Here is an 18,564-nt window from a genome sequence, read left to right on the forward strand (position 1 = left end):
GTAAGGAAAGGGAGTGAGGAATTTCATAAATTGAGATACAAATATTATCAAATATAAAATAGTAAAAGTATAGACGAAATGTAGTTTTTTCATATTTACCGTTTCAGTTTTAGCCAAATATTTTAATTTCCAAAGCACCTTCTGAAATCACGAATGAAAGTGTAGGATTTCAATAATACTTCTTCAAACCCTCATTAGTTGAAAGAGATGATAAAATCATAAATAAACTTTTTCTCAATTAGTTGTAGCAAGTTTCATCCTCAATAGCATTGGAATTTTCAAACTAAATTATTTTTCATTTTCTTCAAAAAGTTAACAATAGCTGTCAAGTCATTTCAATCAAATTTACAAGACTGTGAATTTTGCAACTAATAAAAGTAATTGTGTACAGAATAGATTTTACTAATTTTTAAATTTGTTCATGAATTATTAACATAATCAATTTCAAAGATCAGAAGTTATGAAAACGACAAAAGACGAATCTGCAAAAGCGGTTAGGCCAGCGGACAAATCGGCAGGAAAAACAGCTAAGGAATCGGCTACTACCCCAAAAGACGTGATGGTAACAGCAAAACCTGATGCAGCGAAAGACTTGAGAGATTTTTTGGAAGATGGATTAAAAGATATTTATTGGGCTGAAAAAGCATTGACAAAAGCACTGGCCAAAATGGCTAAAAATGCTACATCCACTCAGTTAATTCAGGCATTTGAAGAACATTTGAAAGAAACCGAAGAACATGTAACCCGTTTGGAACAAATTTTTGAATCATTGGGTATTCAAGCTGTAGCCAAGAAATGCGATGCAATGACAGGACTATTAGCTGAAGCCAATAGAATAATGATGGAAACGGAAGTTGGGCCTGTCCGCGATGCAGGAATGATTGCCGCAGCACAGAAAATGGAGCATTATGAAATAGCTACTTATGGAACTTTGCGCGTTTATGCAGTTACTCTTGGCAAAACAAAAGCAGCCTTACTTCTTGCAAAAACACTTGCAGAAGAGAAAAACGCTGACGTAAAATTAACGGAAATCGCTGTATCCCATAGCAAAGTTGATGCTGCGCATGAAAGTGGTAAATAAATAAAGATTTTCGATCCCGAATTTATAATGACATAAATGTGCAGGAATCAAAGATTTTTTCGCTTGTATTTTTTTTATTTTTTCGGATTCTTATTTTCTTAACTGCGGTCAAAATATTTGTAGAAAACTTCTTTTTTCAAGTTTGTCAAAATAAGCTAGCCTATGTTCAATCACAAATAAAAAAATAAAATGCAGCGATTGATTTAGTGCTTCTTAGCTGAAACAAATAGATGCTTTTGAAATGCTTTCGCAGGCAACTTGAAATCTAAATAAAATAGTAGCTAATATTTCCCCGATGTAAAAACTATACTACTTTATCTATTAAATTTGCGCTGAGATTTATTTAAAGAGGAGTATTCCAAATGATTGTCAAAAAAAAACAAATAAAACATTTCTAAATATTTTAAATATTATCAACTTTCTAAAATGAAAAAAAAATTAATACTATTGTTATTTTTAGTACTGCCTTTTTTATGTAATGCACAAGAATACATCGATCTGTTTTCCATCAATTATGGGAAATCGCAAAAAACAACTTTCGAAGATTCATCGATTAACACCGACATAACTACATTTCAAACGAATATTATTTTACCAATTGTTTTAAATGAAAAATATATTGCTGTTACCGGTGTAAATTTCAGTAGCTATAATTTACAATTGTTACCTGATTCTGAAAATAATCATTTATACTCTACAAATTTAAGAGCGGGTTTGAGTGTAAAACATTCTGAACATTGGAGTGGAATATATCTTTTTCTTCCAAAAGTCGCCTCTGATTATATCAATCTAAGCAGTGAAGACATTTACCTGGGGGGATTAGCTTTGTTGAAATATAAAAGAAATGAAAGTTTTGGTTATGGTTTAGGACTTTACAGCAGTAGTGAAGCTTACGGCATGTCCGTAGTTCCCATCGTTACTTTTTATTATCATAGTCCAAATAAACGTTTTGAAATAAATGCCTTTATGCCAAATGATGCAGATATCAATTATAATTTAACTGATAAAACAAGAGTAGGCGTAGATTTTTTGGGTCATGGAAACAGTTACAAACTAACCACTGATAACGTTCGTGCTAACTATGTCGAAAATAATTCGATAGATTTTTCAACTTATGTACAACGAAGCGTTTTGGACAAAAAAATTCTTTTGCGTCTAAAAATGGGTTACTCTTTAAACCAGTTTAGAGTGTATCCAATAGATCAAAAACTTGATTTACAAATTCTAGCGTTAAAATTTGGGGATAACCGAACTCCTATTTTAGATAACAAATCAAATACGCTACTTTTGAAATTGGAAGCAATTTATCGTTTTGATTTGAGCAACGTTAAAAAATAAATCCAACTACTCAGATATGGCTTCAGTGCGCAATATAAATTAGAATCAAAAGCTAACTAAGTTCCTGTTACTCTTCATTAATTTTTTCAACCGTACTTTTAATTAATCGCTTGGGTAACAGAAACGGAGCTTCACAAGATTGGACACTGATTTTTAGAACTTTAGACACATGCAATCTCCGAGACTTCGGTTTACAAAATATGGGTTTGCTTTATTAGGTATGTTTTTTTTATATGTACCGTTATTTTAGACCGGAACAAACATTATACTGGAAATATGATATTCACTTTAAATCCTTTCTGGAGCGCATTATCAAAAGCAAGAGTTCCATCTATAGCTTTTACACGCGTTTCTAAATTCAGGAGTCCGTTTTTTAAATTTATCTTTTCCTGTGAAACCCCAATGCCGTTATCCGTGTATTCTATCTGAATTTTTTTATCGATATTTTTAAAAGTAATAACGACCAAACTACATTGACTATGCTTTTTCATATTGACTAGCAATTCCTGAAGAGTGCGATATATTGTAATTTTTTTATTGGTTTCCAAAGCTGTATTTTGCAGTACATCCAGACCATTCACCAATATATTGACAGCATCGTTACTGTAATTTGACATCATTTCTTTCAGATTGGGAACAAAATTAGGTCCAATATCAATAGAACTATTTTCTCTGGAAATATTTCGGGTTCTGGAATAAATGCTATCCAAATCATTGAGTAGAGTTTCTTTATTATTCTCAGTAGATAAATCCTGCGTTTCTGCAAAAGTCATCGTCTGGTACAAATCATTTGCCAATTCGTCGTGAAGTTTTTTGGAAATCCGTGTTTCAGTATTGTACGATATTCTGATTTTTTCTCTTTTGCTTTTAGTTTTCAAAAAATTAATGATAAAAACAGAAAGAAAAACCAACAGCAATACTACAAAATACAAGAGCAATGTACTATTTTTTTGTTTTTCTAATTGTAAGGTAGTTTGTGCTTTTTGGGCAGATAATTTTAGATTATCCGCTCTGTTTTGGTCGCTGTCATATTTGATTTTTGCAAATTGATTTTTAGCATTGTTTCGGACTTTAATAATGCTGTCAGTGAGCTTTATATACATTAAAGCATACTTGTTATTCCCCTTCTCAAAATTATTTTTAACCAAAAAAGATAACGATTCCAGTCTCTCGTCAATACTACCAATAGCCATAGTAGTTTTGTACGCTGCTAGTGCATATTCATTCGACTTTTTAGAATCTCTTTTTAAAAAATATTCCGAAAGATGCAAATAGCTTCCAAGAATTCCATAGATGTCATTATTTTTTTTTCTGAGAGTTAATGCCTGATTCATCAAGTATGAACCTTCCTGATTGCGATTCACTTTATAATACGAATATCCCAGATTGTCTAAAACTATTGCTTTAGTTACATTAACGGTGTCTAAAACATCCGACTTTATAACTGCTTCTAAAACTTTTATTGAAGTGTTGAATTCTTTTTTTTGAATATAAACAGAGGCTTTATTATTTTCAATGGTAATTCTAGGTAAAGTATCCTTCGTTATACTTTTAGCTTTGTCATAATAATATAAGGCATCCTCATAATTTGAAAGCTGTTTAGACGAAATCCCCAACTGGTTATACGCGGATGCTTGATAGAGTAAATCCCCTTGTGAGTAAGGCAAGGCTTCGATTAGGTTTTTTTCGCTCCCTAAATAATCACCAAAAATTTCTTGAATAACAGCCATTTGAACTAAATTATAGGCAATCATCAGACTATCGTTTTCTAACTCGTATAAAATTTTGGATCGGTTATAAAAATAAAAAGCACTATCAAATTTTTTATTTGCATAATTTGCCATTCCTAAGTCTAAAAACTTTCTCGCCTCAACGTTATTCGTTGTTGTCGTATCTTCAGTGGGTATTGAGGCTTTAGACTTTGAAGTTTCTGTACAGGAATAAAGAGTAAAAAGGAGTAAAAAAACAAAAATTAGGGAACGATACATAATTGTAACTTTTTTCCGAAATTAGTACTTTATAAGTAATATTCCGAAATTAAATTATCGACTATTATTTTAATAGTGGCGTCACCACATTAAAATTATCATCGCTCCTGAGTTATTTTCTTATTTTTAAAAAAGTACGACAGCAAACCTTTAACAACTATTTAGTGTTAAATGCTAACAATGAATTTTATTGTTGAGTAATTTTGTAAAATGAAATCATGAAGCAGGTGCTGAAAAAATTTAAAAACTCACAGCAAATATTAAAATTCTAGATTGTGTTTTCAATTCTTGGAAATGAAACAAAGTCAATTCCTTTATTTCAACAAAAATTTATTTTACTAATTCATCTACATAAACCAAATTTCATGGATTCTGATACTTTTATTTTCTGCCTCGAAGCAGTTCCCGATGTAGAAATTAATACGACAACCGAAGTAGTCAAAAACTTAGAGCAACTAGCCTTTGAGCGAGGCATAACCAGTATTTATAAAACCTGTGACACTATCGAAGGTTTAGAAGAAAGTTTAAATGCGCTACTTTACGATGATCATAACTTTAAAAATTATGAAATAATCTACTTAGTCATGCAAGGCGAAGGAAACTCAATATGTCTTAATGAATATTATTATAGTTTAGAAGAAATAGCGGAACTCTTTGAAGGGAAAATGAAAGGGAAAATAGTGCATTTTGCAAATGCAAAAGTTTTAGACTTGAGTGCCGAAGAAGCCCAATATTTTTTAGACATTACAGGAGCACGTGCGGTTTCCGGCTATGGAACGACTTTCAATACAGTAACCAGCAGTGCACTGGATAAAGTTTTTTTTGGCTTATTCGAAGAAGAAGATGACATCATTGAAATCGTAGAAGAATTACATCAAAAACAGTATGCCCTTTGCAAATTACTCGATTTTAGATTGTATTATTAAAAGAAAAACCCATCTGCTTTGCGGTAAAATTAATAGTTATAGAAAAAAATCCAAGACAATCGCCTATATTGTAGTGCTCCTAAATGCTATCAAAATGAAAGATCTAAAAAAATATAGTAATAAAACAAAAGCCGCTTTTGTTTTACTGGTTATTATGTTTATAATCCTGCTCAGCAATTTTAATACCCTGCAAAATTCTAAAAAAACAAATGAAGATATCAACGCCATTTATAAGGATCGATTAGTCGTAGCGCGCTACATCTTTCAGTATGCGAACACGCTTTCTTCCATAAAAATAAATGCAGCAGCAACGAACACAACGGATTTTCAAAAAAGAGATGAAATTCTAGCAGCCTTAAAAAAGATTCAAAATATAGATAAATTATACCTTGAAACTGTTTTGACTCCAAAAGAGAAAACATATTTCATGACCTTTATCTCTTCTTGTTCTGCTGTTAATTCAGCAACGCAAAACGAAAATTGGAGTCAAGTACGTTACAACAGCAATCAAGCTTTACAAACGCTGGAACAACTATCCAAAATACAAAGTGAAGAAGGCAGGTCAAAATTGACACACTCCAATACGCTGCATAACGACAACAATAGTATGGGCCAACTTCAGATTGCTTTACTAGTTATTTTGGGTGGCATCACGTTATACTTGCTACTTTCCAAGAAAAACAAAATAAGCATCAAAATCCCTGAATCTCATAGTCTGAATTAATTTCTACCTAAAATTTAAAGTCTTTTTTAAAAAAATCATCGGTTTCAAAATAGATTATTTTCCAAATTAAAAAACCCGCTCTAGTAGAAACGGGTTTAAGAAACGTGACTTTTTTTATTTAGCATAAAGAAATTGAATTTGAAAAACCGTTCCATTTCTTTGTTATTATATGACATTTTCACAATTACTAAACTATTTAGTTGTAATTATAATTACGCCACTGGAAGCTTGAGCACCATAAATTGATGCCGCACCATCTTTTAAAACGCTCACATTTTTGACATTATTTGGAAAAAGATAATCAATACTCGATACAATCACACCATCTACAACAAATAATGGCTCTGAAGTATTTCTAATCGAAGTCAATCCTCGGATTGTTATTTTGTTGTCTCTTGAAACCGTAACTCCTGCTAAACGCCCACGTATTAAATCATAAATAGTAACAAAAATTCTAGTGCTTTTATCGTTTTGAACATCCATCGTTTGAGCTGTTTTTACTCTATATCCCTGGTCTTCTTCTGAATATCCAATGGTAATTTTACCTCCTTTTTTTATTCTGTTTTTTATTTCTTTTTCAGATTCTAAAAAAATGAAACTCATACTATTTTCATTACTAAATTTAGAAGAAAGCAAACCATATTTATCCGAATAAATATTAATCACAGCCACTTTTTCAGGGAGTAACAGTTCAAATTCTCCGTTTTTATTTGTGTTGATATTGGTATAAATAGAATCCACAAATACTTTAGCATTGGGAACTGGTTTATTGCTGTAATTCATAACTTTTCCTGTTAACTTATTTTGCGCATAACTAAAAGACCCAATAAGTAACACAATAAAAACTAACGATTTAGAAATCTTCATAACGGTTTTTTAAAAAATTTATTAAATGTACGGAAAAATTATTCTTAAAATATTTTTCGATAAAAATAGTACGAACGTAACATAATTTATATTAACATTTTTCAAAAAGAATAAACTAATTAACAATTATAGTATCTAAAATTTAATTATATAAGATTTTAACCGAATAAATTTTACGGTTTTCCGTAAAACACATTGTTAATGCTAAATATTTATTTTAGTTTTGGCGTTCCAAAACCAAACCTTTATGAAAAAAAATTACTTAATAGTATTACTTTTATTGTTTTTTAACAACTTAATGTTTGCACAAAACAAAGTTTCTCTCGAAAATGCCCAAAAATATTTAGATTCAAAAGGTGAAGTTGTTATTCGATTTAAGGCAAATAGTCAAAGCCAATTTTTAGAATTAAATAAAATCCTTTCAGTTAGTCACAAACGTGTAGATCAAAAAAATTTAGAGGTTGAGGCTTATGCCAACAGAGAGCAATTCAAAAAATTCCTCACCTACGGATTATCTTATGAAGTTAGAACTTCAGACAATGAAATAGTAACTGAATCTAATTTATCTATTAAAAAAACAGCAGGGACTTGGGATACAACTTGGGATGCTTATCCCAAATATTCAGAATATGTTGCTAAAATGCAGTATTGGGCAGCTACTTACCCATCATTATGCACCCTACAATCTATTGGTACAACACCCAATGGTAGAAAATTATATGTATTAAAAATTTCTGATAATGCAACTTCAGATGAAACAGAACCAGAATTTTTATATACTTCTTCCATGCATGGGGATGAAATAACTGGTTATCCTACGATGTTGCATTTTATAGATTACCTGTTAACCAATTACGGAACGTTATCTGAAATTACAAATATTGTAAACGGCACCGAGCTTTTCATTTGTCCATTAGCAAATCCAGATGGTTCCTATAGAGCTGCAGTGAATGACACGTATAATATAACTGGATATTTAGCCACTAGATCTAATGCAAATAGTATTGATTTAAACAGAAATTATGCAGATGCCATTGGCGGGATACATCCAGATGGGAATGGTTACCAACCTGAAACAACCGCTTTCTTAAATTTTGAAGCTACCCGCAATTTTGTTTTAGCCGCCAATTATCATGGAGGCACAGAAGTAGTTAATTTCCCGTGGGATACTTCTAACACTCCAGGCACAGGAGCATTCAGCTACCATCCGCATGACAACTATTTTAAATATGTTTCTAAAGAATATGCACAACTCTGTCAGACTGCCGATGGAAATTTAAATTACATGGATGAAGTCTACAACACCGGACAATTCCCAGGAACTACAAATGGAGCTGCCTGGTACTCGGTTTACGGAGGAAGACAGGATTACAATAATTTTTTTAATCATAATAAGGAAGTTACTGTTGAAATTTCAAATGCAAAAACACCCACAGCCTCAAACTTACCTTTTTTTTGGAACAGAAACAGACAAGCGCTACTCAATTATGTAAAACAGGTAAGCTATGGTTTGCATGGTACTGTAAAAGATGCATCAGGAAATCCAGTTCATGCTAAAGTATATATTAGCGGAACATTAGATGGTTTTGGTTCTTGGGTCGAAACTTCTACTAGCCTTGGAGACTATCATAAAGTCCAAATTGCAGGAACATATAACGTTATTTTTGAAGCTCCCGGCTATGTAAGTCATACACAATCTGTAACACTTACCAATGGAGCTACTACAACGTTAAATATAGTAATGGAACCAACAACTACAATTCCAGCAGCATCTGACACTACCATTTGCGAAGGACAAACTACTGCATTAGTAGCAACCGGAAGCGGAACATTCAACTGGTACACTTCTGCAACTGCAACAACTCCTTTGGCATCGACTGCGACGCTCACTACTCCTGCATTAACTGCAAATTCCTCCTATTTTGTTGAAAGCGTTGTACCGTTAGCTAATGTTGGACCAACTGCTGTATCTGGAAGTGCTACTGTAAATGCAACCTTAAAAAACAAATATTTAATTTTTAATTGCACAACACCTACAAAATTAAAGTCTGTTCTTATTTCATCCTCTGCAGCTGGAGAAATTCATGTAGAACTACAAAACAGTACTGGTATAATGTTAGAATCAAAGGTCGTTAGACTAACATCTTCCGGTATTCAAGACATAGGATTGGATTTCTTTTTACCGGCTGATAATAATTTACGTTTAGTATTGAGAGAAATTGCAAACACAGATTTAACAGTAGCAACTTCAGGAATCACCTATCCAATAACAAATGGAACTGTTTCAATAACTGGTAATAGTGAAACCGGAATTTTTTATCAATTTTTTAATTGGAAATTTGAACCTGTCAAAAGTAATCGTAAAGAAGTAATTGTTACGGTAAATCCAGCAACAGTTGGAGGTACAATTTCTGGTGGTACATCAATTTGTTCTAATTCAGCAAGCGGCTTATTGACTTTAGCTGGACATACTGGGAATATCGTTCGTTGGGAAAAATCCGTAAATCCTTTTACAGTTTGGACACCAATTGCCAATACCAATAATACTTTTACGTCTGGGATTTTAACTGAAACTACACAATTCAGAGCAATTATAAAAAGCGGTATTTGTGATGAACTCGCATCAGCAACAACAACCGTTAGCATTAATGCTACAACATGGAATGGAACCGAATGGTCTAATAGCATCCCAACAGCAACAACTAAAGTTATCCTTTCTGGAAACTACACCGCAACAACAGATTTATCAGCCTGTAGCTTAACAGTAAATAATAATGCAGTGGTTATAGTAAAATCAGGAGTCAATTTAAATATTGCTGGGGACGTAACTGTTGCTTCAGGGTCTACATTGACGTTTAAAAACAACACAAACCTATTACAAACTAAAAATACCAATGGCAACACTGGAAACATAATTGTAAAAAGACAAACATCGGATTTAAAATTATCAGATTATGTATTGTGGTCATCACCAGTTTCTGGACAACAATTACAATCCTTCTCCCCATCTACTCTATCCAATCGTTTTTACACGTATAATCCAAGTACAAATTTGTACAACGCTATCGTTCCTACAAATAATTTTGTAACTGGAATTGGTTACTTAATTCGCATGCCAAATAATCATCCTACTTCACCCACTATTTGGGAAGGACAATTTCAAGGCCTTCCTAACAATGGGAATTATAACATATCAGTCACAAACAATGCGTATAACGCCGTTGGGAATCCATATCCTTCTACCATAAATGCCAATACTTTTATTGCAACAAATAATATTACTGAAGCATTATATTTCTGGAGAAAAACGAATAATACAGCAACATCTTCCTATGCCACTTACACCACTGCGGGAGGAACTGCTAATGCAGGAGGTCTAAGCAGTATTGTACCTAACGGAATTATTCAGGTGGGTCAGGGATTTCTTGTAAAAGCGACAACACCAACCATTTCGTTTGCTAATACTATGCGTGTAGCCAATACTGCCAACCAATTTTTGAAAACTAAAGAAACGGAGTTACACCGAATTTGGATGAATCTTTCCAAAGATGCTACGCCGGTAAACCAAATGTTGATTGCCTACATGCCTAAAGCAACCTCAGCAATTGATGCCACGATAGACGGAAGATATATTAATGATAACGCAACAGCTTTGAATTCGCTGATTGAAAATGAAGAATTTGTGATTCAGGGACGAAGCCTGCCTTTTTCTGATACGGATGTTGTACCGCTTACTTTCAAAACTAACACTGCAGGTAATTTTACCATTGCTATTGATCATGTTGACGGTTTATTCACTGACAGTCAAAATATTTTCCTGAACGACAAGGTTACAAGTGCAAACCATGACTTAAAAAAGACCAGCTATTCATTTACTGCGGCAGCCGGAACATTCAACAATCGATTTGAAATTGTATACAAAGGAAATTCGACACTTGGTCTTGAAGATGCTGTTTTTAGTGAGAATACGGTCCTTGTTTACAATCAAAAAGGAATTATAAATATCAGCGCTGGTAAAAAAATAATAGCTTCTGTAAAAATATTTGATATTCGAGGAAGATTAATTTACGAAGAAAACAACATCAATTCGACTATAGCGGCACTAGCTCAATTTGTGGCTGCTCATCAAACCTTGATTGTCCAAATAACATCTGACGAAAATAAAGTAGTCAGTAAAAAGCTGATGTTTTAGGGTAATTTTAAACTTTACCATAACCAAATACATCAGATAATAATCATTAAAAATGAAAATGAAAAACACTTTATTAAAAACATATAGCACACTCTTTTGTCTTTTCTCCAGTTTCCTAATGTTTGCAATTCCACCTGCAGATGAAAATGACACTGGCGATTTAGAAACTGTTGATGCACCTGCTGCTCCAATAAACGGTAAATTGTTTGTACTGGCCATTGCAGGAATAATTTTCGCCTATTACACGTTTAAAAAATTAAGAGAGAAACAAGCCGTCTAGAACGTAAGCTATTCCTCTCGACTTTATTTACTAAGAATAAAAGCTTTAATCAGATTAAAAATTTAAAATATCTATTAAAGCTTTTTCTTAATATGAATCCAATTACTTATGTACTAACTAAAAAAATTAATTATGGTAATTATGGTAATTATTATAATATTAATAGAAATTTTAATTCAATCACTGTGATATTAATAAATTAAAAACATAGTTAGCAATGGTAATAAAAACGAATCTGATACAACTATAAATTGCAACTTTTTTTATAAATAATTCAGTAGAAAATATGATTTTATGAGTTTAAACGACAATAATGGTTTTTAATCGATAAAAAAAGAATAACGTACTAAAAAATATTTTACATTTGAACTGTTAAAACACTAATTAAATGAGGATTAAAATTCATGAATAAAGCGTAATTAATCTAGTGTACCAAAACCAGTTTATAATTATAACCACGATAATTAATATATTTCCAAAATATGAAAAGAACTATACTTTTTTCAAAAAAATTCTATTTTACTTTCCTTTTATTATTTTTTAGCTTTATTGGGTTTTCACAAACCTCACCACAAACTTTTAATAATCCCGCAAATAATGGTTCCGCTACAAACAAATTCACTGTGCCTGCTGGCGTTACAAATATTACAGTGCAAGTTTGGGGTGCAGGAGGTGCGGGAGGAGGTACAAGAAATAATCAAGATAGAAGAGGCGGAGGTGGAGCAGGAGGATCATTTGCAAGTGCTACTATTGCTGTTACACCTGGAGATCAGTTTGATGTCACAGTAGGACTGGGAGGAGTTGGTGTTGTAGATGGAAACGGTAACCCTGGAGGAAATTCTGAATTCGGTACATCTATTATAGCTTTAGGAGGACCAGGTGGTAATCGTGGAAATAGTACTAATAACAATATTGGTGCTGGCGGTATATCACCAAATACTGGAAATACTGGAGGAACTACAAATTGGTATGGAGGTAATGGAGCTAATGGGAATAGCGGTGGCAATAGTGATAGCGGTGGTGGTGGTGGAAGCGCTGGCACAACAGGAAATGGTGGAAATGCAAGTGGAGCAACCGGTGGAACAGCTGGTACAGGGGGAGGATCATCCGGAGCTAATGGAATTACAAACGGATCATTATCAGGAATTTCTGCCACAGCTGTTGGTGGGGGTGGTAGCGGAGCTAGAAACAACGGTAATGATACAGCACAAACAAGGGCTGGCGGAAATGGTTTTAGAGGTCAAGTTATTGTAAGCTGGACAGTAACACCCTGTACGACATATATTTTATCATCTACTGCCGCAAGTTCCGCTATTTGCGCTGGAACTGCGTCTACAATCAACCTTACTGGTCTTGCTGCCAATTTGCCAACTGGCACGTACACCGTTACTTATAATATGGGAGCACCAAATGCTGCTATAGGCCTTACAGCTAATATGACCGTAAGCACAGCAGGTACAGGTTCCTTTAACACTGCCACAATAGTTAATAGTGGTTCAACAGGCATCACTATAAACAACTTAACCAAAGGAAGTTGCAGTTCAAACATTAGCGTATTAAACACCGCAACGATAACCGTAAGCCCATTACCAACAGCCAATGCAGGAACAGCGCTCGCCGCTATTTGCAAAAACACCACAACAGTAACCTTAGGCGGTTCTGTAAGTGGTAGTGCTACAGGAGGAATTTGGTCCTCAAATGTAGCTGGAGGTACATTTGTAAATAATACAGGAAGCACTCCAAATGCTACAACTTGGACTCCCCCAACAGGATATGCAGGAACAGCAACTTTAACTTTAACCACTACAGGCGGAACTTGTGGGACAACTACAGCTACAAAAACACAGCTCATTCAAGAGCCAACTGCTAATGCAGGTAGTGTCCTAACAGCTATTTGTCAAGGAGGATCCACAACAGCCTTAAACGGTTCTTTTGGCGGTAGTGCTACAAGTGCGGTATGGTCAACAATCTCAGGAGGAACATTTACGAACAATACAGGAAGTACGCCCGCAACAGCAACTTGGACTCCCCCAGCCGGTTTCACAGGAACAGCTACTTTAGTCTTAACCACAGCAGGAGGATCTTGCGGGACAACAACAGCCTCAAAAACACAAGATATAAATGTACCCCCTACTACTGCTACAGTAGGAAGCAATCAATCTGTCTTAGGATTAGTATCAAATGCATTAGGAGGAAATACTCCAACGACTGGGACAGGAATCTGGTCTAAAACATCTGGACCTGGAACCGCTGCTTTTAGTGCTATCAACTCCGGTATTTCAACTGCTACCGTAACTGCTTACGGAACGTATGTATTGCGATGGACAATTAGCAATGCGCCTTGTACTGCAAGTTTTGCCGAAATAACCGTAATCTATACAGCACCTCCCGCTCCCGAAATTAACATTATAGGAGGTACAACATCTATTGTTGATGGTGCAAATTCCCCAAATACTGGAGACTTAACTGATTTTGGCTCAACCGCAATTGGAGTAGGCATAACAAGAACATTTACCATAGAAAACACAGGTCCTGGTCCGCTAGCAGTAGGCGCGATCACTTTCACAGACACCAATAATACTGATTTTAGCGCAACAGTAGTACCTAATGCTACGGTGGCCAGTGCGAGCAGCACCACTTTTATAGTAACCTTTACACCGTCTGGTACAGGAACTAGAAATGCTATCTTAAACATTGCAAATGATGACAGCAATGAGAACCCTTATAATTTTTCGATTAGAGGAACTGGAGCAGCAACACTTACAAAAGGGCCTGGAGGCGTAATAACTCCTTTACAATTATGGCTTCGCGCCGATTTACTTAATGGTACAACAAGCATTGCAGATAATACAGCAGTTTCAACATGGAACACTCAGGCATTTGGTACTAATGCAATTAAACCTAGTGCAGTTGGTTCTCCTGTTTATAAAAATAACGCTACGGCAAACATTAATTTTAATGCTGTTGTTGATTTTACAAATAATTATACTACTACACCACAAGTATATACAGATAACGACCCTACTAGACAATATCTAAAAGGCGCTAGCGGATTTTATAGCAGAGATATATTTGCCGTAGTGATGCCCGATGTAACAATGACCTCTGCAATAGCCAGTAATGACATCTTTTGTGGAGATCGAAATTCTAGCACAAACGAAACTGATGGAACTGGAATTGGATATGGATCGTATACAAACCGATTTACTGATGAGGTACTAACCTATGCAGTAGGAACAACTACCGGACTCGGTAATGGTTACGGAGTAGCACAAATAGGTACAGGTATAAGTTATTCAACAGCTGGGATTATAAACGCAAGTAATAATGCAACAGGTAACGGAACTAACCTTAGCTTTAATGCTAATAACTTAACCACTTCTATATCAGATTCGGGAGGTTTCGCAACTGTTTCAAACAGTCAATATTGGATTGGTCGCAGTGAAGGATGGGATGGAAGTTTAGATGGAAGAGTGGCTGAAATCATCACTTTAGACACTAGAGCAACAGATGCACAAAGAAGCAATATTCAAAGTTATTTGGCAATAAAATACGGAATCACATTAGGCGTTAACGGTACCTCCATTAATTATACCAATTCTGATGGAACAACTATTTGGAATAGAAATACAGGAATAGCTATTAATGATGTTTTTAACTTTGATATAGCCGGTATTGGTAGAGACGATATCTCAAAATTAAATCAAAAACAATCCAAATCAATCAATACTGCAGATGATATTACAATAGGTTTAACTGATATTTATACTACAAATACAGCAAACACAAACACTTTCGATACTGATAAAAAATTTCTTGTTTGGGGAAATAATCATGGTACTTTAGCAGCTCAATCAGCAGTAATAGTTGATATTAGTTCTGGAATAACTCCTGCTATAACACCAGATGGAACAAAAGTTAGTTTTATTTCTGTAGGCCGAACTTGGAAAGTGGTAGAAACGGGTGGAAATGTAGCTACAACCAAAATATCTATTCCTTCCATAATGCTGACAGCTACCATAACACCTCCTGGAGATTATTTAATGTTTATATCAAGTACTCCTAATTTTGACCCTACAGCTGAGTACCGTGTGATGACTGTTAATGGTTCAAATCTGGAAACAACCTATGATTTTGACGGTACTAAATACATCACTTTTGGGTATGCACCCGAGAAAACTTTTGAAAGATGTGTTAAATTTAACGGTTCAACTGACTATATGGACGCTGGAAAAGTATTAAACTTAAGTCCTGCCTTTACTATTTCGGCATGGGTAAATAGAAACGGAACAAATCAATCGATACTTTCAAAAAGAAATAGCTCCTTCTCTCGAGGATATGATCTAAGTATTAATAGTGCGGGAAAAGCAGAAATGAGTTGGCATGTTGGAGCCAGTAAAAATACAATTGTTTCTAATGCAATTATTCCTATAGGAAAATGGCACCATATAGGTGTAACTTTTGATGGTACTACTGCCAAAATGTACGTGGATGGCGTAAACAAAATAAGTTCAAATTTATCCGGAATTCCTACAGCAACAACAGAATCCTTCTTAATCGCCGCTGCTGATGGCGTAGCTACTACATCCTTTTTCAATGGCTCTATTGATGAAGTTAGGGTATGGAAAGTAGCTCTTACTGAAGCACAGTTTCGTTTTGTTATGAATCAGGAAATTTTGCAAGACGCATCTAAAACCAAAGGAGTAGTAATACCAACTGGTATATCACAAAACGACATCGGAATTGTAGATTGGACAAACCTGAATGCGTATTATCCAATGTCTACTTACACGTACACAAATGCTAAAGATAAATCCAGTTATGGTTTAACTGCTGCATTAAGAAATTTAAAAACGGTAGATAGACAAACAGCACCACTACCCTACGAATCAGCAGCTGATGGATTGTGGCAAACCTCAGCATCATGGATGAATAACACTGTACAAAATTTACCTTATAGTGCTTCAATAGAAGATCCTCTTGTCACTCCATTTCCTCCTGCACCTCCAGGTCTACCAGTAACAATTGACTGGAATATTGTACGAATTAAAAATAATCACACGATAACTTCAGTAGGAGATAAAAAAGTTTTAGGACTATTTATTGAACCAAATGCCAATTTAATTGCTACAACCACCGGTGGATTACAAATGGACGGAACAAAAATTGAAGTTTCTCATTACCTAAAATTAGATGGGAAAATTGATTTGGTAGGAAGATCACAATTGGTACAAAAATTAGGCAGTGATTTAGACCCTACCAGTTCGGGTTCAATAGAAAGGGATCAACAAGGACAAGCCAATAAATTCAATTATAACTATTGGGGATCTCCTGTAGGTACTATTAACGCCACTACCAATAACGATAACTTTACTGTAGCCGGAGTGTTAAGAGATGGAACAAATCCTGGATCACTAGGAACGATAAACTGGATTCCTGGATATGACGGATCACTGACAACTCCAATAAGCTTAGCAGGTTACTGGATTTATAAATTTGATAGTAACCTGAATGCAACAGATTATGCCAATTGGACTCAAATAGGTGAAACAGGAACACTTCAAGCAGGGAAAGGATTCACCTTAAAAGGCCCAGGAATATCAGGAACACAAAACCTTACCTTTACAGGAAAACCAAACAATGGTACAATAACAAATATAGTTGGTTCAGATCAACTATTACTGGTAGGTAATCCGTATCCATCAGCACTGGACGCTGATCAATTTATAACGGATAATATTAGCTCAATAGAAACCTCTACAACAGTTCCAGCTATTGACGGCGCATTATATTTCTGGGAACACTACCCTTCCAACAATTCGCATAATTTAGGAGCATATCTAGGTGGATATGGTATAAGAAATCTAGCCGGAGGAGTACCACCAAGTTCTTTAGGTGTAGATTATATAAATACCACTGGGGTTTCATCAAGACCAGAGCCAAAAAGATACATCCCAGTTGGACAAGGATTTTTTGTGATTGGAAAAATTGGATCTGGCGGAACAGTTACTTTTAATAATAGTCAAAGAGAGTTTGTTAAAGAGGATGATGCCAGCTTTTCGCAAACAACGTACAGAATCCCTACTACTCCAAAAATAGCTAATCATTGGACCTATACTAGTACTGCACCTATACAGAAAGATATGCACAAAAAAGTGCATCTAGGCTTCAATTTTCATAACCAAAGTTTTCACAGACAGGTACTTTTAGCCTTTATGGATGAAAAAGCAAATAATGAGATGAATGATGGTTACGATGCCGTAAACATAGATGATTCTCCAAGTGACATGTATCTATTGAATGGCAAAAATGAATTAGCCATACAAGGAGAAGGTTATTTTGATGAAGAAACCTCCTTCCCTATTGGTTTACGATCTGGAACAACAGGGAAAATCTCTTTTGTCTTAGATGGCTTAGAGAACTTTGACGAAAGTCAAAATATTTTCATTCATGACAACGAAACTGATACTTACCATAGTATCAAAGATAAAGCTTATGAAGTAGAAATTCCGGAAGGAACATTCAACGAGCGTTTCTCCTTACGTTTCATTGATAAAAGTCTTGCTGTACAAGATCCTTTGTATGACAATGCTGTTACTGTATTTTTTACACGCATAAATAACACTTTGAATATTAAAAATAGTGCCAATGACAATACCGTTTTAACTGCTTCATTATACAATATTCAAGGAAAATTACTATCCAAATGGGATGTGAAGGAAAAAGAACAATCCAATATTAAAATCCCTATCCAAGACAAAACTTCTGCAGTATATATTGTAAAATTGAAAACGGAAAAAGGTACTATTAGCAAGAAAATTATCGTAAAATAATTTCAAATCTAGTATAATTTCGTGAAGACTTCTCTTAATCGGGAGGTCTTTTTTTTTTGTAAAAAATAGTACTCCTAAAATAAAATCTAATGAAGGAATACGCCATAAATCTGAAATAAAACTATCTGAAAAATCACATCATCCTTTTCTATCCTCTTACTAAATTAAAAGAAAATCTTTATGATTAAAATACAAAAATAAACTTACATTTTTTTATTTTCAATGTATTTAGTCGATTTTATTTGCGTTTAAACTGATTATTACAATAATAATTTTAATTTTAAACCGTGCAAAATATTTCTAATATTTCGCCTCGCCTTTTAAAACGAAAATTA

At 34.4% G+C, this 18,564-nt stretch carries 9 protein-coding genes; 7 read left to right on the forward strand and 2 right to left on the reverse strand.

The window, feature by feature from the left end:
• Window positions 1-460: 460 nt before the first annotated feature.
• Entirely contained in the window at window positions 461-1,081 is a 621-nt protein-coding gene (locus tag IWX80_RS10135) for a YciE/YciF ferroxidase family protein (protein WP_196853339.1), read from the forward strand.
• A 426-nt stretch (window positions 1,082-1,507) separates the two neighbouring features.
• The gene (locus IWX80_RS10140) at window positions 1,508-2,419 is read left to right on the forward strand and encodes a DUF6268 family outer membrane beta-barrel protein (RefSeq protein WP_196853340.1); all 912 of its coding nucleotides are present in this window, start codon (window positions 1,508-1,510) and stop codon (window positions 2,417-2,419) included.
• A gap of 263 nt (window positions 2,420-2,682) precedes the next feature.
• Here the strand turns inward: IWX80_RS10140 and IWX80_RS10145 are convergent, their stop codons facing one another.
• Complete coding sequence (locus IWX80_RS10145) at window positions 2,683-4,407, reverse strand: tetratricopeptide repeat-containing sensor histidine kinase (protein ID WP_196853341.1); 1,725 nt, start codon at window positions 4,405-4,407, stop codon at window positions 2,683-2,685.
• Between the two features lie 365 nt (window positions 4,408-4,772).
• Here IWX80_RS10145 and IWX80_RS10150 point away from each other — a divergent pair, with 365 nt between their 5' ends.
• Together IWX80_RS10150 and IWX80_RS10155 are read left to right on the forward strand one after the other, a co-directional pair.
• A complete protein-coding gene (locus tag IWX80_RS10150) occupies window positions 4,773-5,333 on the forward strand; it encodes a DUF6642 family protein (RefSeq protein WP_196853342.1) in 561 nt (186 codons plus the stop codon).
• A 94-nt stretch (window positions 5,334-5,427) separates the two neighbouring features.
• A complete protein-coding gene (locus IWX80_RS10155; RefSeq protein ID WP_196853343.1) occupies window positions 5,428-6,057 on the forward strand; it encodes an MCP four helix bundle domain-containing protein in 630 nt (209 codons plus the stop codon).
• Between the two features lie 192 nt (window positions 6,058-6,249).
• Here IWX80_RS10155 and IWX80_RS10160 read toward each other — a convergent pair whose 3' ends face one another.
• The gene (locus IWX80_RS10160) at window positions 6,250-6,924 is read right to left on the reverse strand and encodes a TonB-dependent receptor plug domain-containing protein (protein ID WP_196853344.1); all 675 of its coding nucleotides are present in this window, start codon (window positions 6,922-6,924) and stop codon (window positions 6,250-6,252) included.
• Window positions 6,925-7,171: 247 nt separating this feature from the next.
• On the opposite strand from IWX80_RS10160, the gene IWX80_RS10165 reads away from it, so the two are divergent.
• From IWX80_RS10165 to IWX80_RS10175, 3 genes are all read left to right on the forward strand, one after another.
• Window positions 7,172-11,116, forward strand: coding sequence for a M14 family zinc carboxypeptidase (locus IWX80_RS10165; protein ID WP_196853345.1), 3,945 nt, complete (start codon window positions 7,172-7,174; stop codon window positions 11,114-11,116).
• A 58-nt stretch (window positions 11,117-11,174) separates the two neighbouring features.
• On the forward strand, window positions 11,175-11,396 hold the full coding sequence (locus IWX80_RS10170; RefSeq protein WP_196853346.1) for a hypothetical protein: 222 nt from the start codon (window positions 11,175-11,177) through the stop codon (window positions 11,394-11,396).
• 482 nt (window positions 11,397-11,878) lie between these two features.
• Window positions 11,879-18,229, forward strand: coding sequence for a T9SS type A sorting domain-containing protein (locus IWX80_RS10175; protein ID WP_196853347.1), 6,351 nt, complete (start codon window positions 11,879-11,881; stop codon window positions 18,227-18,229).
• The last annotated feature ends 335 nt before the right edge of the window (window positions 18,230-18,564 follow it).

Origin of the sequence: Flavobacterium sp. CAN_S2 (assembly GCF_015752255.1) — a bacterium.
GTDB lineage: Bacteria > Bacteroidota > Bacteroidia > Flavobacteriales > Flavobacteriaceae > Flavobacterium.